Source organism: Actinomycetospora rhizophila, from assembly GCF_042657905.1.
Classification (GTDB): Bacteria; Actinomycetota; Actinomycetes; order Mycobacteriales; family Pseudonocardiaceae; genus Actinomycetospora; species Actinomycetospora rhizophila.
On sequence record NZ_JBHSKG010000011.1, the window covers coordinates 68,892 to 91,392 of the forward strand.

Annotated in this window: 20 protein-coding genes; 16 read left to right on the plus strand and 4 right to left on the minus strand. The window is 74.0% G+C overall.

Annotation, left to right across the window (positions count from 1 at the left end):
- Together ACFPK1_RS20075 and clpX are read left to right on the plus strand one after the other, a co-directional pair.
- Positions 1 to 654, plus strand: a complete 654-nt coding sequence (locus tag ACFPK1_RS20075) for an ATP-dependent Clp protease proteolytic subunit (RefSeq protein WP_378022711.1) — start codon at positions 1 to 3, stop codon at positions 652 to 654.
- A 264-nt stretch (positions 655 to 918) separates the two neighbouring features.
- On the plus strand, positions 919 to 2,205 hold the full coding sequence (gene clpX / locus ACFPK1_RS20080) for an ATP-dependent Clp protease ATP-binding subunit ClpX (RefSeq protein WP_378022712.1): 1,287 nt from the start codon (positions 919 to 921) through the stop codon (positions 2,203 to 2,205).
- Between the two features lie 29 nt (positions 2,206 to 2,234).
- Here clpX and ACFPK1_RS20085 read toward each other — a convergent pair whose 3' ends face one another.
- Positions 2,235 to 3,170 carry an alpha/beta hydrolase gene (locus ACFPK1_RS20085; RefSeq protein WP_378022713.1) on the minus strand — a complete coding sequence of 312 codons (936 nt, stop codon included), beginning with the start codon at positions 3,168 to 3,170 and terminating at the stop codon, positions 2,235 to 2,237.
- A gap of 74 nt (positions 3,171 to 3,244) precedes the next feature.
- A complete protein-coding gene (gene fdhD / locus ACFPK1_RS20090; RefSeq protein WP_378022714.1) occupies positions 3,245 to 4,102 on the minus strand; it encodes a formate dehydrogenase accessory sulfurtransferase FdhD in 858 nt (285 codons plus the stop codon).
- Positions 4,103 to 4,213: 111 nt separating this feature from the next.
- Between fdhD and ACFPK1_RS20095 the strand changes: the two genes are divergently transcribed.
- From ACFPK1_RS20095 to ACFPK1_RS20160, 14 genes are all read left to right on the plus strand, one after another.
- On the plus strand, positions 4,214 to 5,593 hold the full coding sequence (locus tag ACFPK1_RS20095; protein WP_378022715.1) for an OFA family MFS transporter: 1,380 nt from the start codon (positions 4,214 to 4,216) through the stop codon (positions 5,591 to 5,593).
- Positions 5,590 to 5,745, plus strand: coding sequence for an MFS transporter small subunit (locus ACFPK1_RS20100; RefSeq protein ID WP_378022716.1), 156 nt, complete (start codon positions 5,590 to 5,592; stop codon positions 5,743 to 5,745). The genes ACFPK1_RS20095 and ACFPK1_RS20100 overlap by 4 nt, the downstream gene beginning before the upstream one ends.
- A 107-nt stretch (positions 5,746 to 5,852) precedes the next feature.
- Positions 5,853 to 7,421, plus strand: a complete 1,569-nt coding sequence (folC, locus tag ACFPK1_RS20105) for a bifunctional tetrahydrofolate synthase/dihydrofolate synthase (RefSeq protein ID WP_378022717.1) — start codon at positions 5,853 to 5,855, stop codon at positions 7,419 to 7,421.
- Positions 7,418 to 7,804: a DUF4233 domain-containing protein gene (locus ACFPK1_RS20110; protein ID WP_378022718.1), complete on the plus strand. Its 387-nt coding sequence runs from the start codon at positions 7,418 to 7,420 to the stop codon at positions 7,802 to 7,804. The genes folC and ACFPK1_RS20110 overlap by 4 nt, the downstream gene beginning before the upstream one ends.
- 81 nt (positions 7,805 to 7,885) lie before the next feature.
- Positions 7,886 to 8,290, plus strand: coding sequence for a nucleoside-diphosphate kinase (gene ndk / locus ACFPK1_RS20115; protein WP_337702197.1), 405 nt, complete (start codon positions 7,886 to 7,888; stop codon positions 8,288 to 8,290).
- Positions 8,291 to 8,378: 88 nt separating this feature from the next.
- Positions 8,379 to 10,340 carry a TIGR03960 family B12-binding radical SAM protein gene (locus ACFPK1_RS20120; RefSeq protein ID WP_378022719.1) on the plus strand — a complete coding sequence of 654 codons (1,962 nt, stop codon included), beginning with the start codon at positions 8,379 to 8,381 and terminating at the stop codon, positions 10,338 to 10,340.
- Positions 10,337 to 10,843 (plus strand): GNAT family N-acetyltransferase, encoded by a 507-nt coding sequence (locus tag ACFPK1_RS20125; protein WP_378022720.1) that lies wholly within the window; start codon positions 10,337 to 10,339, stop codon positions 10,841 to 10,843. Before ACFPK1_RS20120 ends, ACFPK1_RS20125 begins: the two co-directional genes overlap by 4 nt.
- Positions 10,844 to 11,638 (plus strand): TIGR03936 family radical SAM-associated protein, encoded by a 795-nt coding sequence (locus tag ACFPK1_RS20130; RefSeq protein ID WP_378022721.1) that lies wholly within the window; start codon positions 10,844 to 10,846, stop codon positions 11,636 to 11,638. It abuts the gene before it with no gap.
- Between the two features lie 292 nt (positions 11,639 to 11,930).
- Positions 11,931 to 15,095 (plus strand): Rne/Rng family ribonuclease, encoded by a 3,165-nt coding sequence (locus tag ACFPK1_RS20135; RefSeq protein ID WP_378022722.1) that lies wholly within the window; start codon positions 11,931 to 11,933, stop codon positions 15,093 to 15,095.
- A 181-nt stretch (positions 15,096 to 15,276) separates the two neighbouring features.
- Entirely contained in the window at positions 15,277 to 15,576 is a 300-nt protein-coding gene (rplU, locus tag ACFPK1_RS20140; RefSeq protein ID WP_378022723.1) for a 50S ribosomal protein L21, read from the plus strand.
- Between the two features lie 11 nt (positions 15,577 to 15,587).
- Positions 15,588 to 15,857 (plus strand): 50S ribosomal protein L27, encoded by a 270-nt coding sequence (rpmA, locus tag ACFPK1_RS20145; RefSeq protein WP_378022724.1) that lies wholly within the window; start codon positions 15,588 to 15,590, stop codon positions 15,855 to 15,857.
- A 157-nt stretch (positions 15,858 to 16,014) separates the two neighbouring features.
- Positions 16,015 to 17,499, plus strand: a complete 1,485-nt coding sequence (gene obgE / locus ACFPK1_RS20150) for a GTPase ObgE (RefSeq protein WP_378022725.1) — start codon at positions 16,015 to 16,017, stop codon at positions 17,497 to 17,499.
- Positions 17,496 to 18,635: a glutamate 5-kinase gene (gene proB, locus ACFPK1_RS20155; RefSeq protein ID WP_378022726.1), complete on the plus strand. Its 1,140-nt coding sequence runs from the start codon at positions 17,496 to 17,498 to the stop codon at positions 18,633 to 18,635. Before obgE ends, proB begins: the two co-directional genes overlap by 4 nt.
- A complete protein-coding gene (locus ACFPK1_RS20160) occupies positions 18,632 to 19,909 on the plus strand; it encodes an aldehyde dehydrogenase family protein (RefSeq protein ID WP_378022727.1) in 1,278 nt (425 codons plus the stop codon). The genes proB and ACFPK1_RS20160 overlap by 4 nt, the downstream gene beginning before the upstream one ends.
- Positions 19,910 to 19,956: 47 nt before the next feature.
- Here ACFPK1_RS20160 and ACFPK1_RS20165 read toward each other — a convergent pair whose 3' ends face one another.
- Together ACFPK1_RS20165 and ACFPK1_RS20170 are read right to left on the minus strand one after the other, a co-directional pair.
- Positions 19,957 to 21,609, minus strand: a complete 1,653-nt coding sequence (locus tag ACFPK1_RS20165; protein ID WP_378022728.1) for an N-acetylmuramoyl-L-alanine amidase — start codon at positions 21,607 to 21,609, stop codon at positions 19,957 to 19,959.
- Positions 21,610 to 21,765: 156 nt separating this feature from the next.
- Complete coding sequence (locus ACFPK1_RS20170; protein ID WP_378022729.1) at positions 21,766 to 22,476, minus strand: hypothetical protein; 711 nt, start codon at positions 22,474 to 22,476, stop codon at positions 21,766 to 21,768.
- Positions 22,477 to 22,501: the final 25 nt, after the last annotated feature.

Here is a 22,501-nt window from a genome sequence, read left to right on the forward strand (position 1 = left end):
ATGAGTGAGCTCCACGTGCCCGGCGGCACGGCTCCGGCCTCGCCGAACGCGCGCTACATCCTTCCCTCCTTCGTCGAGCGCACGAGCTACGGCGTCAAGGAGTCCAACCCCTACAACAAGCTCTTCGAGGAAAGGATCATCTTCCTCGGGGTGCAGATCGACGACGCGTCGGCGAACGACGTGATGGCGCAGCTGCTGTTCCTGGAGTCGAACGACCCGGACCGCGACATCACGATGTACATCAACTCGCCCGGTGGCTCGTTCACCGCGCTGATGGCGATCTACGACACGATGCAGTACGTGCGCCCCGACATCGCGACGGTGTGCCTCGGCCAGGCCGCGTCGGCCGCCGCGGTCATCCTCGCCGCCGGCGCGCCGGGCAAGCGCCTCGCGGTGCCGAACGCCCGCGTGATGATCCACCAGCCCGCCACCGAGGGCTTCTACGGCCAGGCGTCGGACCTGGAGATCCAGGCCGCCGAGATCTCGCGCATGCGCCGCCTCATGGAGGAGACGCTCGCGACGCACACCACCCGGTCCGCCGAGCAGATCCGTGCGGACGTCGAGCGCGACAAGATCCTGACCGCGCCGGAGGCCAAGGAGTACGGCCTCATCGACGACGTGGTGGCGAGCCGCAAGCTCTCCGCCAACCGCTGATCCGACCGGTCCCGCTCCCGGGCCGCCGCCGACGCGCGGTGGTCCGGGGGAGGCTCCGGACGGATGTCGGCGCACCCGGCGCAGCGGGCCGACCGCCCGTCGCGGGAGCACCGACGTGCCCGGGCAGGAGACGGCGTCGCGGGCTCGCGACCTGCACGATCCGCTGGGCGCGAACCTCCCCGTCCGACCGGGTGGGCAGGTACGGTCAACCACGAACGAGCGCACCGACCGCGGTGCGCCGGAGGGGACACGAGGTCTGCTGCGATGGCACGCATCGGCGACGGCGGTGACCTGCTGAAGTGCTCCTTCTGCGGGAAGAGCCAGAAGCAGGTCAAGAAGCTCATCGCCGGTCCCGGTGTGTACATCTGCGATGAGTGCATCGACCTGTGCAACGAGATCATCGAGGAGGAGCTCGCCGAGGCCGGTGAGGTCAAGCTCGACGAGCTCCCCAAGCCCACCGAGATCCACGAGTTCCTCGATCAGTACGTGATCGGCCAGGACGACACCAAGAAGACGCTGTCGGTGGCGGTCTACAACCACTACAAGCGTGTCCAGGCCGGCGAGAAGAACCGCGAGGGCAGCCGCAACGAGGACGTCGTCGAGCTGGCGAAGTCCAACATCCTCATGCTGGGCCCCACGGGCTGCGGCAAGACCTACCTCGCGCAGACGCTCGCGAAGCTGCTCAACGTCCCCTTCGCGATCGCGGACGCCACGGCGCTCACCGAGGCCGGGTACGTCGGCGAGGACGTCGAGAACATCCTGCTGAAGCTGATCCAGGCCGCCGACTACGACGTCAAGCGCGCCGAGACCGGCATCATCTACATCGACGAGGTCGACAAGATCGCGCGGAAGTCGGAGAACCCCTCCATCACGCGCGACGTCTCCGGCGAGGGCGTGCAGCAGGCCCTCCTGAAGATCCTCGAGGGCACCACGGCGTCGGTGCCGCCCCAGGGCGGGCGCAAGCACCCGCACCAGGAGTTCATCCAGATCGACACGACGAACGTGCTGTTCATCGTGGCGGGGGCGTTCGCCGGGCTCGAGAAGATCATCGCCGAGCGCGTCGGCAAGGGCGGTCTGGGCTTCGGCGCCGACATCCGGTCGAAGGCCGAGATGGAGTCGGCCGAGTCGTTCGGCGACACGCTGCCCGAGGACCTCATCAAGTTCGGGCTGATCCCCGAGTTCATCGGCCGCGTGCCGATCGTCGCCTCGGTGTCGAACCTCGACCAGCCGAGCCTCGTGCAGATCCTCACCGAGCCGCGGAACGCGCTGGTGAAGCAGTACCAGAAGCTGTTCGAGATGGACGGCGTCGAGCTCGAGTTCGCCCCCGAGGCGCTCGAGGCCATCGCCGACCTCGCGATCCTGCGCGGCACCGGTGCCCGCGGTCTGCGCGCGATCATGGAAGAGGTCCTCAACCCGGTGATGTACGACATCCCGGGTCGTGACGACGTCGCCAAGGTCGTGGTCACCGAGCAGACGGTGAAGGACAACGTCAACCCGACGATCGTCCCGCGCCAGCCCTCGCGCCGGGAGCGCCGCGACAAGTCGGCCTGAGGTCGGGCTCCGGGTGCGCCGGGCCGGGCTCAGCCCGCCCGGCGGCCCCCGGAGCGCAACGGCTCGTCGCGTGAGTGACGGCCGAGGAAGCCGGCGACGTCCGGCATCACCTTGGCGTAGTAGACGCCGTCGTGGCGTCCCGGGCTGATCGCGCCGACCTCGGGGCGCGCGAGCGCGATGTAGCGGCGCGTGGCGTCGACGAACGGGTCGCGGTCGCCGCACCAGATGCCCGCGGGCACCGGAATGATCTCGGGGAAGAAGCGCATCGGGTCGTTGGCCTCCCAGTCGGCGCGACCCGTGAACGGGCGCCGGGACGCGACCCGCCAGTCGGTGAACAGCCCCGGGCTGATCGCCGCCACCGCGCGCAGCGGGCGGCGCCGCCGCATCCGCTCGCGGGTGTAGAGCAGCGCGCCCGCCCCGCCCATCGAGACGCCGGTGACCATGGCCGGCTCGCCGGGGAGGTCGCCCGCCGCCGGCGCCGTGGCGAGGCCGCGCTCGCGCAGCCAGACGGGCATCTCGTCGAGCAGCATCGCCAGCGGGTCATCGCCCGACGCGTAGGGGTGCCAGTAGTTGTCGCCGCCGTCGACGCCGACCACGGCGAACGGTGGCACCCCGCGGGCCCAGGCGTCGCCGAGCAGGCTGCGGTTGCCCGCCTCGTTCCACCACTGGGCGTTGCCCTTGAGCCCGTGCAGGGCGACGCAGACGGGCAGCCGGGCGCGGTCGGCGCCCGGCGGCAGCACGGTGACGAGGCGCACGCGGCGTCCCCGCGCGACGGAGTCGACCCACTCGAGGGTGCCGACGGCGTCGGTCGGCGCGGCGCGGCGCGGCGGGTCGGGGATGCGCTGCGGCGGCGGCGCGGGGTCGTCCTGGCCGACGAGCACCCCGCCGAGCCCGACGGCCCCGGCGACCCCGAGGGCGCCGGCGGAGCCGACCAGGAACTGGCGGCGGGTCGGTCGGGCGGGCACGGCCGGGACCTCCTCCTCGGATCTCGAGGGCACGGACGGGGACGCCGGGGTCACCGTACGGGCCGCGGCCGGTGCTACGGGCCGTCCGCCCCGACCAGGGGAGCATCCTCGGCGACGATGCGCTGCGACCCGGCGTAGACGTTCATCGAGTGCCCGCGCAGGAAGCCGACCAGCGTCATCCCGCTCTCGCGGGCCATCTCGACCGCCAGCGACGACGGCGCGGACACCGCGGCGAGCACCGGCACCCCGGCCATCACGGCCTTCTGGGTCAGCTCGAACGACGCGCGCCCCGACACCATGAGGATCGTGCCCGCGGCCGGGATCGCGCCCTCGAGCAGGGCGTGGCCGAGGACCTTGTCCACGGCGTTGTGCCGCCCGACGTCCTCGCGGGCGACGAGCAGCGTGCCGTCGGCGCGGAAGAGGCCCGCGCCGTGCAGCCCGCCGGTGCTGTCGAAGACGGCCTGCGCCGCGCGCAGGGCGTCGGGCAGCCCGGCGAGGAGCTCGGGGGTCAGCGTCACCGGGTCGTCGCCGGGGGCGAAGCGCGTCTTCGTGCGGACCGCGTCGAGCGAGGCCTTGCCGCACACCCCGCACGACGAGGTCGTGTAGAAGCGGCGCTCGACGGAGTCGTCGGGCGGCGCCACGCCGGGGGCGAGGGCGACGTCGAGCACGTTGTAGGTGTTGCGGCCGTGGTCGTCGACCGAGTCGCAGTAGCGCGCCGTCGACACGTCCTCGCGGTCGCCGATGACGCCCTCGGTGAGCAGGAAGCCGTGCGCGAGCTCGACGTCGTGGCCCGGGGTGCGCATCGTCACCGCCAGCGGGCGGCCGGCGACCCGGATCTCCAGCGGCTCCTCGGCGGCCAGCGTGTCCGGACGGCGGCGCATCTCGCCGTCGACGATGCGCAGCACCGGACGCTTCACCGTCACGCGTCCCATGACCGCCTCCGTGGTCGTCCTGTCGTTGTTGCTCTGTGTGGTCGGTGTGTGACCCATCGTCCGACCGGGTAGTTGCCCGCCACCGGACGTGTCGGCGTTAAGGAGCCATCCATGGCGGGTTTCTTCGATCGCTCCTCCATCGTGGCACCACCAGGGTGGAGTCGCTGGCTCGTTCCCCCGGCCGCGCTGGCGGTGCACCTCGCCATCGGCCAGGCGTACGCGTGGAGCGTGCTCAAGACCGGTCTGGGGCAGGGCCTGGGGCTCTCGGGCACCGCGACGGCGCTGCCGTTCCAGCTCGCGATCGTGATGCTCGGGCTCTCCGCGGCCTTCGGCGGGACGATGGTCGAGCGGCGCGGGCCGCGCTGGGCGATGTTCGTGTCCACCGTCTGCTTCTCGGCCGGGTTCGTCATCTCCGCGGGCGGCATCGCCATCGGCCAGTACTGGCTGGTCGTCGTCGGCTACGGCTTCGTCGGCGGCATCGGCCTGGGCATCGGCTACATCTCGCCGGTCTCGACGCTGATCAAGTGGTTCGCCGACCGGCCCGGCATGGCGACCGGCATCGCCATCATGGGCTTCGGCGGCGGCGCGCTCATCGCCCAGCCCATCGAGAAGCAGCTCCTGGCCGGCTTCGGCACCAGCCCCGCGGGGCTGTCGCAGACCTTCCTCGTCATGGGCATCGGGTACGCGATCTTCATGTCGGTCGGGTGGCTGCTGGTCCGCGTCCCCGCCGACGACTGGCAGCCCCCGAACCCGCCGCAGGCCTCGCCCGGCTCGACGGGCTCCGGTCCCGCCGTCTCGGCCGCGACCGCCATCAAGCTCCCGCAGTTCTGGCTGCTCTGGGTCGTGCTCTGCTTCAACGTCACCGCGGGGATCGGCATCCTCGAGAAGGCGCAGCCCATCTACCAGGACTTCTTCGCCACCACGGGCCCGGCGCCGGTGATCGCCGCCGCGGCCGGGGCGTTCGTGTCGATCCTGTCGCTCGCGAACATGCTCGGCCGGTTCGTCTGGTCGTCGACGTCCGACGTCGTGGGCCGCAAGAACATCTACCGCATGTACCTCGGGGTCGGGGCGCTGCTCTACCTCGTGATCCTGCTGCTCGGCGAGGGCAACAAGGTGATCTTCCTGATCGCCTCGATGCTGATCCTGTCGTTCTACGGCGCCGGGTTCGCCACCGTCCCCGCCTACCTCAAGGACCTCTTCGGCACCTACCAGGTCGGCGCCATCCACGGCCGGCTGCTCACCGCGTGGTCGGCGGCCGGCGTGCTCGGTCCGCTGATCGTCAACGCGGTGGTCGAGGCCCAGGGCGACGTGGCCGGGCCGTCCAAGTACACGGTCTCGTTCTCGATCATGATCGGGCTGCTGGTCATCGGCTTCGTGGCCAACGAGCTGATCCGTCCGATCGACCCGAAGCACTACGTCAGTGACGAGGAGCGTGCCGCGCCCGAGGGGTCGGTCGCCGCCGAGCAGCGCAGGCAGGGAGCATCGCGATGAGCAGTCCGACCAGCAACCAGGCCGGCGACGGCAGCGGGACCGGCGCGCCGGTCGGCCGCACCGTCCTGACCGTCGTCGTGTGGCTGTGGGTGGTGATCCCGTTCCTCTACGGGGTGTGGTCGCTCCTGCAGAACGTCGGCGCGCTCTTCTAGGGGCGGGCGGCCGGGTCGGGGCCGGGGGAGCCCGAGCTCGCCCAGGGCCTCGCCGACCGGCTGGCGGCGCGGGCCCGGGGAGACGACCGGCCGTAGCATCGAGGGTGATGACCAGCGACGACCGATGGGGCTCCCTGTCCGCCGACCAGGACGCGTCCGGCGACGCGGACGCCGACGAGCTCGCCCAGCTCCTGGCCATGGCCGGGGGCGCCGACGACTCCGGCTCCGGCCCGGGCGGGGGAGCGCTCGCCGACGCGCTGAGCCAGGGCGTCACCACCGGGCCCATCGACGACCGGCCCGACCGGGAGCCGGACGACGCCGAGGCGCTCGCCGCGCTGCGCGCCGTCGAGGCCGAGCTCGACCAGCGCTGGCCCGAGACCCGCATCGAGCCCTCGCTCGAGCGCATCCGCGCGCTCGTCGAGGTGCTCGGCGACCCGCAACGCTCGTACCCGGCGATCCACGTCGCGGGCACCAACGGCAAGAGCTCGGTCACCCGCATGATCGACGCGCTGCTCACCCGCATCGGGCCGCGCACCGGGCGCTACACGAGCCCCCACCTGCAGCGGGCCACCGAGCGGATCGCGATCGACGGCGTCCCGATCAGCGCGCGCCGCTACGTCGAGGTCTACCAGGAGATCGCCCCGTTCCTCGGGATCGTCGACCGGGCCCAGGGTGACGGCCCGAAGCTCTCGAAGTTCGAGGTGCTCACCGGCATGGCGTTCGCCGCGTTCGCCGACGCGCCCGTCGACGTCGCCGTCCTCGAGGTCGGGCTGGGCGGGAGCTGGGACGCCACCAACGTCGCCGACGCCGTCGTCGCCGCGATCACGCCGATCGACATCGACCACGTGAACTACCTGGGCCCGGAGCTCGGCGGGATCGCCGCGGAGAAGGCCGGCGTCATCAAGCAGGGCGCGGTGGCGCTGATGGCCGAGCAGGCGCCCGAGGCGGCCAAGGTGCTGCTCGAGCGCGCGGTGGCGATGGACGCCGAGGTCGCCCGCTCCGGGATGGAGTTCGGGGTGCTCGCCCGCGAGGTCGCCGTCGGCGGTCAGCAGCTGCGCCTGCAGGGGCTCGGCGGCGAGTACGACGACATCTACCTGCCGCTCTTCGGCGAGCACCAGGCCAAGAACGCCGCGCTGGCGCTCGCGACCGTCGAGGCGTTCTTCGGGGCGGGGGCGTCGCGCAAGCTCGACATCGCCGCCGTGCGCGACGCGTTCGCCTCGGTGCGGGTGCCCGGGCGCCTGGAGCGGCTGCGCTCGGCGCCGACCGTCGTCGTCGACGCCGCCCACAACCCCCACGGGGCGCGGGCGGCCGCGGCCGCGGTCCGCGAGGAGTTCTCGTTCCGCCGCCTCGTCGGGGTCCTCGCCGTCATGCGCGACAAGGACGCCGAGGGCATTCTCACCGCCCTCGAGCCGGTGCTCGACGAGGTCGTCGTCACCGCCGTCTCCTCGCCCCGCGCGATGGACGCCGACGAGCTCGGCAGCCTCGCGGTCGGGTTCTTCGGCGCCGACCGGGTCGTCGTCGAGACGCGGATGGACGCGGCGCTGGAGACGGCGATCGGGCTGGCCGAGGAGACCGACGACCCGGAGACCCCGGTCGCGGGTGCCGGCGTGCTCGTCGTCGGCTCGGTGGTGGCCGCGGGCGAGGCCCGCACGCTGCTGGGGAGGGAGCCGCAGTGACCGCTCCCGACGGTGGTGCCGCGGCGAAGAAGGCGTTCCGCGGCCCGGCCAGCGCGTGCCTCTCGCTCGAGGTCGTCATCGTGCCGCTCGGGCTGCTGGTGATGGACAAGGTCGAGGGTGGCCTGACGCCGGCGAAGATCGCCTGGGTGGTCGTGCTGACCGTCGGCATGATCGTCGCGATCGCGACCTTCTCGCGGCCGTGGGGCCTGCCGCTGGCCCTGGGCCTGCAGGTGCTCATGCTGCTGGGCTGGGTCGTGTCGCCGTCGCTCGGCGTGCTGGGGCTCGTCTTCTGCCTCGTCTGGGCGCTGATGCTGTGGATGCGCCACGAGGTGCTGCGGCGCCAGCGACTGTTCGCGGAGCGCAGCGGAGCCGGACCCGAGTAGCAATGGGCCGAGCAGGGCGGCTGACGACGCTCGTTACCCTCGGCGCCGACAGGCGGTCCACGAAGAGGGGAAACGAACGACGTGAGTGAGCGCACCCTGGTGCTGGTCAAGCCCGACGGCGTCGAGCGGGGTCTGATCGGCGAGGTCGTCTCGCGCATCGAGCGCAAGGGTCTGCGTCTCGTGTCGCTGGAGCTGAAGACCGTCGACCGCGACCTCGCGTCGCAGCACTACGCCGAGCACGAGGGCAAGGGCTTCTACGAGGAGCTCATCTCGTTCATCACCTCGGCCCCGGTGGCCGCGATGGTCGTCGAGGGCCCGCGCGCCATCGCCGCCTTCCGCCAGATCGCGGGCGGCACCGACCCGGTCGAGAAGGCGGTGCCCGGATCGATCCGCGGCGACCTGGCCCTCGAGACCGGTTCGAACATCGTCCACGGCTCCGACTCGCCGGAGTCCGCCGAGCGCGAGATCAAGCTCTGGTTCGGCTGATGGCTGACGCCACGTGAGTGGTTCGGGTCGCCCCGGCGACCCGAACCACTCACGAGGCCGGAGGCCCTCGATCGTTACCCTGGGTCCCGTGGTCGAGTCCGTGTTCGAACGCCTGGAGCCGCTGCTGCCCCGGGTCCGCAAGCCCGTCCAGTACGTCGGCGGCGAGCGCAACGCGGGGACCAAGCCGTGGGAGTCGGTGCCGGTCCACTGGGCGCTCTGCTACCCCGACGCGTACGAGGTCGGCCTGCCCAACCAGGGCCTGATGATCCTCTACGAGGTCCTCAACGAGCGCCCCGACGCGCTCGCCGAGCGCACCTACGCCGTGTGGCCGGACCTCGCCGAGCTCATGCGCGAGCACGGGGTCCCGCAGTTCACCGTCGACGGGCACCGTCCGGTGGGCGCGTTCGACGTGCTCGGCGTCAGCTTCGCCACCGAGCTCGGGTACACGAACCTGCTCTCGGTCCTCGACCTCGCGGGCGTCCCGCTGCGCAGCGCCGAGCGGACCACCGAGCACCCCCTGGTGCTCGCCGGCGGGCACGCCGCGTTCAACCCCGAGCCGATCGCCGACTTCGTCGACCTCGTGGCCCTGGGCGACGGCGAGGAGGTCGTCGGCGACATCACCGACGTCGTCAAGGAGGCCAAGGCCTCGGGGCTGACGCGACGACAGACCCTCGAGCGGCTCGCCGCGGTGCCCGGCGTCTACGTCCCCGGGCTCTACGAGGTCTCCTACGGCGACGACGGCGCCATCGCGGCGGTGACCCCGACCAGCGACGCCGCCCCCGCGCGGGTCCACAAGCGCACCACCAGCGACCTCGACGACTGGCCCTACCCGAAGAAGCCGCTGGTCCCGATGGCCGAGACCGTCCACGAGCGGATGAGCGTCGAGATCTTCCGCGGCTGCACCCGGGGCTGCCGCTTCTGCCAGGCCGGGATGATCACCCGGCCGGTGCGGGAGCGCTCGCCGCAGGGCGTGGGGGAGATGGTCGAGGAGGGCCTGAAGAACTCGGGCTACCACGAGGTCGGCCTGCTCTCGCTCTCCAGCGCCGACCACTCCGGCATCGGGGAGATCGCGACCTCGCTCGCCGACCGCTACGAGGGCACCGGCACCGGCCTGAGCCTGCCGTCCACCCGCGTCGACGCCTTCAACGTGACGCTGGCCGAGGAGCTGACGCGGTCCGGCCGCCGCTCCGGGCTGACGTTCGCCCCTGAGGGCGGGTCGGAGCGCCTCCGCAAGGTGATCAACAAGATGGTCTCCGAGGAGGAGCTCATCAAGACCGTCTCCACCGCCTACGAGCACGGGTGGCGGCAGGTCAAGCTGTACTTCATGTGCGGTCTGCCCACCGAGACCGACGAGGACGTGCTGCAGATCGCGTCGATGGCCCACGAGGTCATCCGCGCCGGTCGCAGGGCCGCGGGCCGCGGGGACGTCCGCACGACGGTGTCGATCGGCGCCTTCGTGCCCAAGCCGCACACCCCGTTCCAGTGGGCCGCGCAGACCCCGCCCGACGTGGTGGACGACCGGCTGCGCAAGCTCCGCGAGGCCATCAACAGCGACCGCTCACTGGGCCGCAACGTCGGCCTGCGCTACCACGACGGGCAGCCCAGCCTGGTCGAGGGCCTGCTCAGCCGGGGTGACCGCCGCATCGGCCGGGTCATCGAGCGGGCGTGGCGCGACGGGCAGCAGTTCGACGGCTGGAGCGAGCACTTCTCGTTCGACCGGTGGATGGCGGCGGCCGCGGCGGAGCTTGAGGGCGTCGACGTCGACTGGTTCACGACCCGCGAGCGCGACGAGCACGAGATCCTGCCCTGGGACCACCTCGACTCCGGGCTCGACCGCGGGTGGCTGTGGGACGACTGGCAGGACGCGCTCGCCGCCGAGGAGCAGGACGACTGCCGCTGGACGCCGTGCTTCGACTGCGGCGTCTGCCCGACGATGGGCACCGAGATCCAGATGGCCCCTCCCGGGCGGCCGTCGCTGCCGATCACGCCCGTCGACCACCGCACGTCGACCCCGGTCCGCAACCCCGCGTTCGCCGCCGACCGTCCGTGAGCGCGGCCGAGGTCCCCGACACCGAGGTGCGTGTCCGCCGGGCCGGCACCACGGACGGCGACGCCGTCGCCGCGCTGCGCCGGGCCTGGGTCGAGCAGCGGGGCCGGATCGCGCCCGGGGCCGACCCCGGCTTCGAGCACGGGTTCGCGACGTGGTGGCGCGCCGAGCTCTCGCACCACGTCGTGTGGGTCGCGGAGGCCCGCCACACGGCGGGCTGGGAGGCCGTCGGGTCCCTCGACGTCGCCGAGGTCGCCGCGATGCCGGCGCCCGGGCGGGCGGGGGAGCGCTGGGGCTACGTCGGCAGCCTCGTCGCGCTCGGCGCCGCCCCGCGCGGCGTGCCCCGCAAGCTCCTCGGCGCGGCGGTGAGCCACGCCCGCGAGCGCGGGCTGGTCCGGCTGGTGCTGCGCCCGTCGGCGTCGGGGGCGGCGTTCTACCGCGCCGCGGGCTTCAGCCCGGCCGGCGACGAGATGATGGTCCTGACGACCGGGGGAGGCGCAGGCTGAATGGCCAGGACGAAGCCCGGCGAGGCGGCGCACCCGTCCGCGCCGACGGTGGCGAAGCTGCGGATGCGCTTCGCCAAGCGGGGGCGCGCCCGCTTCAGCTCGCACCGTGACGTCGCGCGCACCATGGAGTGGACGTTGCGCCGCGCCGGGGTGCCGGTGTCGCTCTCGCACGGGTTCAGCCCGCACCCGCGGCTCTCGTGGATCGGCGCCGCCCCGACGGGCGCGGCGAGCGAGGCCGAGTACGTCGAGATCGGGGTCACCGAGCAGCTCGACCCCGAGGTCGTCGCCCGCGAGGTGGACGCGGTCCTGCCCGAGGGGATCGCCGTGGTCGAGGTGGTGCTCGCCGGCCCCGGCGCGCTCGCCGACCGGATCGACGCGAGCCGCTGGGAGATCGAGACCCCCGGCGTGCCCGACGACGAGCTCGCGCGGGCCGTCGAGGCGTTCCTCGCCGCCCCGGAGGTGTCGGTGGAGCGTGTCACCAAGAACGGACCGAAGCCGCTGGACGTGCGAGCGGCGGTGGCCGAACTGCGTCTTTCGATCACCCGGACGGACGAACCGGCGAGCCCGGACCGGGAGGACCGTGCACGAGCGGCGACGTGTGGGAGACTGACGGCGGTCGTACGGCACACCACGCCGGCCGCACGACCCGACGACGTGTGCAGTGCCCTCCGTGCCGTCGCCGGCCTCGAGTTCCCGGAGCCCGTCAGGGCCACCCGGTGGGCCCAGGGACGGCTCGACGAGCGCGGAGAGCTGATCGATCCGCTCGCGGCGGACCGCGCGGCCACCCCCGCGTAGTCCCCCGGACGGGCCCGGTCGGCCTCGGTGCTGGTCGCGTCGCCGCACCGCACGACGAGACGGCCACCCGATCCGTCGGTCGTGCCGCAGTCGGCGACCGTCCCCGACGGCCGCCCAGGCGAGACCACGCGAGGTCCCCGTGTGGCCGCGACACCCGTGTCGCGCCCGGGGGCGGAGGAGATGGATGACCGACAACGACACCCCCTCCGGCGGCTCAGCCGCCGCGGGGGGTTCCGTCGCACCCGGACGACCCGACGACGCGGCCCTGGCAGCGCTCCCGGACAAGGTGAGGGTGCACGCGCTCGCCCGCGTCGTGGGCACGTCCAGCCGCGAGCTGCTGGCCGTGCTGGCCCGGCTCGGCGTCGGGGCGCGCAGCGCGCAGTCCAGCGTCGACCGCGGCGTCGTGAGCCAGGTGGTCGAGGACCTGTTCCCGACCCCCGGCGCGCCGGCGGCCGCCCCGAGCACGGCGGACGTGCTCGGCGAGGCGCCCGCGGAGGCGGCGGACGCCCTGGTGCTGCCCGACCCCGCAGCCGACACCGCAGCTGACACCGCGACTGCCACCGTTCTCGACACCGGTGACGCCACGACCGACGTCACCCCGCCGTCGCGGGCCGCCGCACCGGCCTTCGCGGCGCCGATGTTCCTCGCGCCCGACTCGGCGGGGTCCGACACCGAGGCCGTCCCGACGCGCACCCGCCGCCGTCGCGGCAGCCGCTCCACCGGCGTCGTGACCCCGGGCGAGGCCACCGAGACCGAGACCACCGGCGAGCCCGCCCCCGCGGCCGAGGAGTCCGCGGCCGCGACGGGCCCGTCCGACGACGCGACCGGCGCCGACACCTCGGCCGACACCTCGTCCGGGTCCGACACGACCGGCGGCGACGCGGCCGACGACGGGTCCGACGACGACGACAACGGCCGCCGGCGTCGCCGCCGGGGACGGCGGGGACGCGGGCGCGGCCGGGGCGGCAGCGACGACGCCGAGTCGGGCGACGGCGAGTCGTCGGACGACACCGACGACTCCGGCGAGTCCGACACGGGGCAGTCCGGCGACACGGACTCCGGCGGCGAGTCCGACGGCGACACCGACGGCGAGTCCGACGACGGCGCCGAGGGCGACGACGGCTCCTCGAGCGGTTCGCGGCGCCGGCGCCGGCGTCGTCGGCGCTCCTCCGAGGGCGAGGGCGGCTCCGACTCCTCCGGGGACGGCGACGACCCGCCGGACACCGTCACCCACGTCCGCGACCGCGTCGAGCGCCCCGAGGGCGGCAGGTCCTCGAACGACGAGGTGCGCGGGGTCAAGGGCTCCACGCGCCTCGAGGCCAAGCGCCAGCGCCGCCGCGACGGGCGCGAGTCCGGTCGCCGCCGGCCCGCGATCCTGTCGGAGTCGGAGTTCCTGGCCCGGCGCGAGGCCGTCGAGCGCACGATGGTGGTGCGCCAGCAGGCCGGCCGCAGCCAGATCGGGGTGCTCGAGGACGGCGTGCTCGTCGAGCACTTCGTCGCCGGCGAGGGCCAGAACTCGATGGTCGGCAACGTCTACCTCGGCCGGGTGCAGAACGTGCTCCCGTCGATGGAGGCCGCGTTCGTCGACATCGGCCGCGGGCGCAACGCCGTCCTCTACGCCGGCGAGGTCAACTGGGACGCGTCGGGCCTCGAGGGCAAGCAGCGCAAGATCGAGCAGGCGCTCTCGACCGGCGACCAGGTGCTCGTGCAGGTCACCAAGGACCCGGTCGGCCACAAGGGCGCGCGCCTGACCACGCAGATCAGCCTGCCCGGGCGCTTCCTCGTGTTCGTGCCGGCGGGCGGCGCCACCGGCATCAGTCGCAAGCTGCCCGACACCGAGCGCAAGCGGCTCAAGGAGATCCTCAAGCGGATCGTCCCCGACGAGTCGGGCGTCATCATCCGCACGGCCGCCGAGGGCGTCAGCGAGGAAGACCTCGAGCGCGACGTCCGCCGGCTCACCGCGCAGTGGGAGACCATCGAGTCGTCGGCCGCCGGCGCGAAGGGCGCCAAGGGCCCGACGCTGGTCTACGAGGAGCCCGACCTCCTCATCCGCGTCGTCCGCGACATGTTCAACGAGGACTTCTCCTCGCTCGTCGTCTCCGGCGAGCGGGCCTGGGAGACCCTCGAGGACTACGTCGCGCACGTCGCCCCCGAGCTCGCCGGGCGCCTGACCCGCCACACCGGACCCGAGGACGTGTTCGCCGCGCACCGCATCGACGAGCAGCTGATCAAGGCGCTCGACCGCAAGGTCTGGCTGCCCTCGGGCGGCACGCTGGTGATCGACCGGACCGAGGCGATGACCGTCGTCGACGTCAACACCGGCAAGTTCACCGGCTCCGGCGGCAACCTCGAGGAGACGGTCACCCGCAACAACCTCGAGGCCGCCGAGGAGATCGTCCGCCAGCTCCGGCTGCGCGACATCGGCGGCATGATCGTCATCGACTTCATCGACATGGTCCTGGAGTCGAACCGCGACCTCGTGCTGCGGCGCCTCACCGAGTGCCTCGGGCGCGACCGCACCCGTCACCAGGTCTCCGAGGTCACCTCGCTGGGCCTGGTGCAGATGACGCGCAAGCGCGTCGGGCAGGGCCTGCTCGACGAGTTCTCCACCACGTGCGAGCACTGCCGCGGCCGCGGCGTCATCGTCTCGACCGAGCCCGTCATGGGCTCCGACGGGTCGTCCACCGGCAACGGCGGCGGGTCCAAGGACACGAAGGAGTCCAAGGACGCGAAGGAGCCGAAGGAGGGCTCGGGACGGCGCGGACGGCGCGGCCGACGGGCGGAGCGCTCCGACGGCGGCTCGCCCGCGACGGTCGCGGCGGCCAGCGGCCTCGTGCCCTCGGGCGACGAGGACAGCGAGGACGCGGAGTCCGAGGCCCTCGACGCCACGGCGGGCGCGGACACCGGAACCCCGGCCGAGACCGAGACCGAGACCGAGACCGGGACCGAGACCGAGACGGACACCGAGGCCGTCGTGGCCGAGACCGTCGTCGAGGCGGACGAGGCCGAGGTGGAGCTCGAGGCGGGCCTCGCCGCGGCGAGCGGCGCGGAGCAGGACAGCGCCGAGATTGCGGACGAGACGGCGGACGGGTCGGTCGAGAGCGTCGAGTCGGTCGAGGAGACGATCCACCAGGCCGTCCAGGCCGAGGTCGCGCTCGAGGCCGACCTCGCCGAGCACGTCCCCGGCGGCAACGGCACGGGGCCGGACACGGACTCCGCCGCGGAGACCCCGCCGGCGCCGCGCATCACCGGCGCCATCGGGGCCGCCAACGGCAATGGCAACGGCAGGGGCCACGGCCGCGACGAGGCCCTGGTGACGCCCGCGGGGAGCGCCCCGGACGCCACCGAGGAGGCCGCGGCCACCCCGGAGCCGGCCGCCGCCCCCACCGGCAGCGGTACCGCCCGTCGGGGCCGCCGTCGCGCGGCCTCGCGCCCGGCGGGACCGCCGACCGACTGACCGTTACCGACCCACCGTGGTGCGGGTCGGCCCCCGGGGTCGGACCCGCACCACGGGGGCAGGTACCCTAGGAGATCGGTGCCCGCCGGGTCGTCACCCGCGGCGCCAGCGCGCCGGGCTCGCACCGCACGAGCCGCGCGCCGGAGCCGGAAGCCCTCGCAGACAGGAGTCCACGCGGAAGATGTACGCGATCGTGAAGACCGGCGGCAAGCAGTACAAGGTCGCGGTCGGCGACGTCATCGACGTGGAGCTCCTCGACGGTGACAGTGTCGACCTGCAGCCCGTCCTGGTCGTCGACGGCAGCACCGTGCTCAGCTCGGCGTCCGACCTCGAGAAGGTCTCCATCACCGGCAGCATCGTCGGTGACACCAAGGGCCCGAAGATCAAGATCCTGAAGTACAAGAACAAGACCGGGTACAAGCGGCGCGTCGGCCACCGCCAGCGCTACAGCCGCCTCGAGGTCACGAACATCTCGAAGTAAGGGGGAGCACCATGGCTCACAAGAAGGGTGCGTCCAGCTCCCGCAACGGTCGCGACTCCAACGCCCAGCGGCTCGGGGTCAAGCGCTTCGGTGGTCAGGTCGTGAAGGCCGGCGAGATCCTCGTCCGCCAGCGCGGCACCAAGTTCCACCCGGGCGTCGGTGTCGGCCGCGGCGGCGACGACACGCTGTTCGCCCTGGTCCCGGGCGCCGTGACCTTCGGGTCGAAGCGCGGTCGCAAGACCGTCGGCGTCCTCCCGGCGGAGGAGACCGTCTCCGCCTGATAACGCGCAGTACCGTCAGGGGTGGGTCCGGGACGCGGACCCACCCCTTTCGTTCGTTCCACCCCCGCCACGCCAGCGAGCGCGTGGCGTTACGGACACTGGATGACAGCGACGCCACGCCGCTGACACGACACACCCCGGAAGGACACGCCGAGCGATGGCCCGCTTCGTCGACCACGTGACTCTCCACGTCACGGCGGGCAGCGGCGGCCACGGCTGCGCCTCGATCCGCCGCGAGAAGTTCGTCCCGCTCGGCGGCCCCGACGGCGGCAACGGCGGGCGCGGCGGCGACGTCGTGCTCGTCGTCGACCCCGGCGTGCACACCCTGCTCGACTTCCACCACCGCCCGCACGCGACGGCCGGCAACGGCAAGCCGGGCATGGGCAGCTTCCGCAACGGCGCCAACGCCGACGACATCGAGCTCGCCGTCCCCGAGGGCACCGTCGTCCTCGACACCGACGGCGAGGTGCTCGGCGACCTCACCGGCCTCGGCACGCGCTTCGTCGCCGTGCGCGGCGGGCGGGGCGGTCTCGGCAACGCCGCGCTCGCCGGCCCGTCGCGCAAGGCGCCCGGGTTCGCGCTGCTCGGCGAGGAGGGGGAGTCGCGCGACCTGGTGCTCGAGCTGCGCTCGATGGCCGACGTCGGGCTCGTCGGGTACCCCAGCGCCGGCAAGTCCTCCCTGGTCAGCGCGCTGAGCGCCGCCAAGCCGAAGATCGCCGACTACCCCTTCACCACGCTCGCGCCCAACCTCGGCGTCGTCTCGGCGGGCGGGAGCACCTTCACGGTCGCCGACGTCCCGGGGCTCATCCCGGGAGCGAGCAGCGGCAAGGGCCTCGGGCTCGACTTCCTGCGCCACATCGAGCGCTGCTCGGTGCTCGTGCACGTCGTCGACTGCGCGACGTTCGAGCCCGACCGCGACCCGGTCTCCGACATCCGCGCCCTCGAGCACGAGCTCGCCGCCTACACCCCCGCGCTCGGCACCGACCTCGCCGCGCGACCCCGGATCGTCGCCCTCAACAAGATCGACGTACCGGACGCCGCCGACCTCGCGGAGATGGTCCGCGACGACGTGGCCGCGTTCGGCTGGCCCGTGGTCGAGATCTCCACGGCGAGCCACGCCGGGCTGGACAAGCTCGCCTACACGATGGCCGCCGCCGTCGACGACGCCCGCGCCGCCGCGGTGCCCTCGGCCGCGCCGCGCGTCGTGCTGCGGCCCACCGCCGTCGACGACACCGGCTTCACCGTCGAGCCGGACCCCGAAGAAGGGTTCCTGGTCAAGGGCGAGAAGCCCGAGCGGTGGGTGCGCCAGACCGACTTCGCCAACGACGAGGCCGTCGGCTACCTCGCCGACCGCCTCGCTCGCCTCGGCGTCGAGGAGGCCCTCGCCGAGGCCGGCGCGCGCCCGGGGGACATGGTGACGATCGGCATCCACACCTTCGACTGGGAGCCCTCGACCCCGGCCGGCGTCGCGGCGATGCGCGGCAACCGCGGCACCGACCCCCGTCTCGAGGGCGCCGAGCGGGTCGACCGCCCGTCGGCCACCGACCGCCGGGCCGCCCGCGACGAGCGCCGCCGCCACCAGAGCGACTTCGAGCTCGGCATCACGCCGTGGCACGAGGACTACGAGGACGACCCCCGGTGAGCGCGCGCGAGGCCGTGGCCGGCGCGCGCCGGCTCGTCGTCAAGGTCGGCTCGACGTCGCTGACCAGCGTCGACGGCGGCCTCGACGTCGCCCGCCTCGACGCGCTGGTCGACGCCGTCGCCGCGCGGGCGGCCGCCACCCAGGTGGTGCTCGTGTCGTCGGGCGCGATCGCGGCGGGGCTGCGTCCGCTGGGGCTCCCGCGCCGGCCCCGCGACCTCGCGACCCAGCAGGCCGCGGCGGGCGTCGGGCAGCTGCACCTCACCCACGCCTACGCCGAGGCGTTCGCCCGCCACGGCCGCACGGTCGGCCAGGTGCTGCTGACCTCGCACGACGTGGTGCGCCGCCAGCCCTACCGCAACGCGCAGCGCACCTTCGAGCGCCTGCTGGGGCTCGGGGTGGTGCCGGTGGTCAACGAGAACGACACCGTGGCCACCGACGAGATCCGGTTCGGCGACAACGACCGGCTCGCCGCGCTCGTCGCGCACGTGATCTCCGCCGACGCCCTGGTGCTGCTCTCCGACGTCGACGGCCTCTACGACGCCGACCCGCGCTCGCCGGGCGCGACCCTCGTCCGCGAGATCACCGGGGGCGCCGACCTCGCCGGCGTCCGCGTCGGGAAGCCGTCCTCGCTGGGCACCGGCGGCATGGCCTCCAAGCTCGCGGCGGCCGACCTCGCCAGCGGCGCGGGCGTCCCGGTGCTGGTGGCCGCGGCCGCCGACGCCGCGGCCGCACTCGACGGCGCCGGGGTGGGCACGGTCTTCGCGCCCCACGGCCCGCGCCTGTCCGCACGCCGCTTCTGGCTGCGCCACATGGCGGGCACCCGCGGCCGGCTGCACCTCGACGACGGTGCGGTGCGCGCCGTGGTCGGGCGCCGCCGCTCCCTGCTCGCGGCCGGGATCACCGGGTCCGACGGCGACTTCGAGGCCGGCGACGTCGTCGACCTCGTCGACCCGCACGGCGAGGTCGTGGCCCGCGGCGTCGTGGCCTTCGACGCCGAGGAGCTCCCCGAGATCTCCGGGCGCTCCAGCGACGACCTCCCCGCCGAGCTGCGCCGCGAGGTGGTGCACGCCGACGACCTCGTCCCCGTCGTCCCGACGGTCCCCACCCCCGACTCCGCCGAGGTGACCTCTCCGTGACCACCGCACCCTCCGTCGCCACGGACCCCGCGGCGATCGTCACCGACTGCGGGCGCCGAGCCGCGGCGGCGGCCCCGCGGATGGCGGCCGCCAACGACCACGAGGTCGCCGAGGCGCTGCGGGGCATGGCCCGGCTGCTCACCGAGGCCGCGGACACGGTGCTCACCGCCAACCTCGCCGACGTCGAGACGGCCGAGCGGGCCGGCACCACCGCCGCGCTCGTCGACCGGCTGCGCCTCGACCGGCCGCGCCTCGACGCGATGGCCGGGACGCTGCGCGAGCTCGCCGACGTGCCCACGCCCGCGATCGACACGGTGCTCGAGGAGCGTCCCGACGGCCTGCGGCTGATCGAGCGCCGGCGACCGGTCGGGGTGATCGGCGCCAACTTCGAGGCCCGCCCGAACGTGGTCGTCGACGTCGCGTCGCAGCTGGTGAAGTCGCGCAACGCGGGGGTCCTGCGCACCGGGGGCGCCGCGCTCGCGTCGGCCGTCGCGCTGATGGAGACCGTCGTCGCGCCCGCCCTCGCCGGCGCCGGCCTCGACCCCGACGCGGTCGTGCTGGTCAGCGACCCGCGCCGCGAGTGTGCCGTCGAGCTCGTGCGCCGCCCCGCGCTGATCCCGCTGGTCATCCTGCGCGGTTCCGGCGACACCACCCGCTCGCTGGGCCTCGAGGCCGCCCAGCACGGCGTGCGGACCCTTGCCCACGCCGACGGCGGCGGCGTGCTCTACATCGACCGCGCCGCCCCGCCCGACCTCACGCGGACCATGGTCACGTCCTCGATCGACCGGCTCGGCGTCTGCAACCGGCTCAACCTCCTGCTCGTCGAGCGCCACCGGTGGGACGAGGTCGTGCCCGGGCTGGTCGAGCTGCTCGAGGGGCACGGGCTGCGCGCCTCGCTGCCCCCGCACGACCACGCGCTCGGGCACGAATGGGCGCTCGACGACGGCCACGAGGCCACCGTGACCATCGCGCCGGCCGAGGGCCCCGCCGACGCCGCGGCGATCGCCAACCGCGAGACCTCGGGCCTGGCGGCGGCGATCGCCACCGCCGACGAGGCCGCGGCGCGCGCGTTCCTCGACGCCTACGCCGGCACCGGCGCCTTCTGGAACGCGACGACCCGGCTCCTCGACGGCGTCAAGCTGCGCCGCGTGCCCGAGACCGGCATCAACGTCGACCACGTGCCCGGCCCGCGCGGCCCGGTGGTGTTCACCGACCTGTGCCTGCGCCAGTACGTGGTCGTGCCGGCGTCGACGGCGATCGGGCACCCGGAGTAGAGCTGTATCCGGCCTCCGGCGCGGCAGCTCCGTTGCGCTGCGTGCCGCTAGCTGTTGACGGTCACGACGCCGGTGGCCGTGTTCAGGCGCAGGTAGCCGCGCTCGAAGTCCTGGCGCTGCCCGCCGGTGACCGCACGCTGGTCGCCCTTCGGGTAGCCGAGGCTCGAGCGCTCGTAGCCCAGCTGGCCCCAGCGGGTGAGGATCGGCCCGCGCACCGGCCAGGCCCCGGTCGACGGCGAGAAGTAGATCGAGCCCGCCTGGAACTGGTTGTAGCGCCCGCGGCCGTCCGGGGTGGCCTTCTCGTCGGTGCGCGGCAGGCCTAACACCGAGCCCGCGGCGCCGAGGGCGTCGTAGCGGACCCCGATGGTGCCGTAGACCGCCCAGGCGCCGGTGGCGCTCGACCAGTAGACCGCCCCGTTAACGCCGGAGAACCGGGTGACGCGCGCGGAGCGTGCGGTGGGGCTCTCGACCACCGAGGGCTCCGCGAGCACGCTGCGCAGCGCCAGCCACTTCTGCCGGATCGGGTAGCTCGCGAGGTTGCCGACCAGCGCCGTGGTCCGCGACCGGATCGTGGGCATGGACCGGACGCCGGTGTTGCCCGGGCACTCGGTGGCGCCGACGTCGCGATGGGCGAAGACGGTCGGCAGCGAGACCGCCCGCCCCGCCGGATAGCGGGAGGTGCCGCCGCCGGTGCTGGTGAGGGTGACGTTCGCAGCCGGGTCGCGGTAGAGCCCGCCGAGCTTGTACGCCGCGAGCTGCGCGGTCGCCTCGAGGGTGGCCGCCGGCGGGGCGACCGAGGTGAAGTCGCCCATCATCCCGATGCCGAAGGTCTCGCGGTTGAACCCGCCGGCGTGCGCCGCGATCACCGAGCGGGCCAGACCCCCGGAGCGGCCCTCGAAGACGGTGCCGAAGCGGTCGACGAGCACGTTGTAGCCGATGTCGCCCCAGCCCTGGGTGCGCGCGTGGTAGGTGTAGATCCCCCGCACGATCGCGGCGGACTCGGCGGCGGTGTAGGCGTTGGTGCCCGCCGTGTGGTGCACGGTCACCGCGCGGACTGTTGGCGTGTACTCCGGCTTCCACGTCATCAGCCGCTCGTCGGCGCCCCACTGCGCGCGGGTCACCACGGCCGGGCTGCTCGGGCTGCCCGTCGCGCCGCCCGGCGTGACGGCCGCCGCGGCGATCCGGGCGTCGTTGCTGCTGGTCCCGGGGTCGATCGAGGTGAGCGCCACCCGCTGGGTCACCGGCTGCCCGTCCGTGGTCGCGCGGACCTGCACCTCCCGGCTGTCGTCCACCCACACCGGCTCGGTGCCCGTCGACGCGGACCGCTTGCCGTCGCGCTCGGTGTCGACCGGGTCGACCCGCGTCCACGGCCCGAACAGTCCGGTGACCAGCCGGCTGCGCATCTCGACGAGCTGCGGCGCCGGACCGGTCCAGGTCACCGCGACGAGCTTGAGCGGGTCGGGGCTCGTGGCCTGCCGGGCGCCGCCCGAGTCGGGGGAGGGGCTCGGCGTCGTCAGGCGCTCCTCCTCGACCTGCGCCGGCGTCGCCCCGGCGGCCGGGAGCGCGGCGGGCTCGACGTCCTCGGTGTCGCCGGACGGGGGCGGCGCCTGGGCGGGCAGGGAGGTCGGCAGGGTCGTCGGCACGGCCGCCGCGGCCGGTACCCCCGTCGCCACCAGCAGCGCCGCGAGCGGTGCCACCACCGCCGTCCCCACCCTGGTACCCAGACTCCGGCGCACGCCCGTCCCCCCGATCGGTTGCCCACGAGGAGAACGCGCGCGGGCGCCGGGGGATACGCCACTCGGTCGAACGAGGGCGAAGTCGGCGACCCGTGTCCCGGGGACACGGGTCGCCGGTGCTCAGAGCAGGTCGCGGGTCGCGCGTCCGTTCTCGAGGGCCTCCGCGGACAGGGCGCGGGCACGCGCGGTCGGCTCGCGGGCGCTGATCCGCTCGTCGACGGCCGGCGTGCCGTACTCGCGACGGTGGTCGAGGTCGCGGGCGACGCGCAGCAGCTCGCGCAGGTTCTCGGTGACCACGGCGACGTCCTCGGCGTCCTCGTCGGTGCTCCGGGCGGCGTCCTTCGAGACCGCGGACCACACGATGGCGGCGAGGTGGCGCGGTGCGTCGAGGATGCCGTCCTGCCAGGCCCGCGTGGAGGCGATCTCCTCGGCGAGCGAGCAGACCGTGGCGCGCGGGTCGTCGGCCGGGATCTCGGCCCAGGGGTCGGTCTCGCGGTGGTCCTCGCGGTACTCCTTCTCGCGGTCCGGCGTCACGATGCCGCCGATCACCGCGCCGACGAGGAAGCCGCCGACGATGCCCGCGACGCACCAGAGGACGAAGCTCAGCACGGACGCGCCGAGGAGCAGGGGGAGCCCGATGCCGCCGATGACCGTCATGGTCCAGACCACCGACTCGCCGCCGTTGCTCTGGAACCGCAGCTCCTTGCGGACGGTGGTCTCCTGCAGGTCCTTGCGGTCGCGGACCAGCTCCGGGGAGAACGCCCGGTACCCGGCGGGTGTGACCACCAGCTGCGGCAGCGGCGTGCGTCGGTCCTTCTTCTCCCGGCTCATGGTCCCCCCGGTCCTCGATACGGCC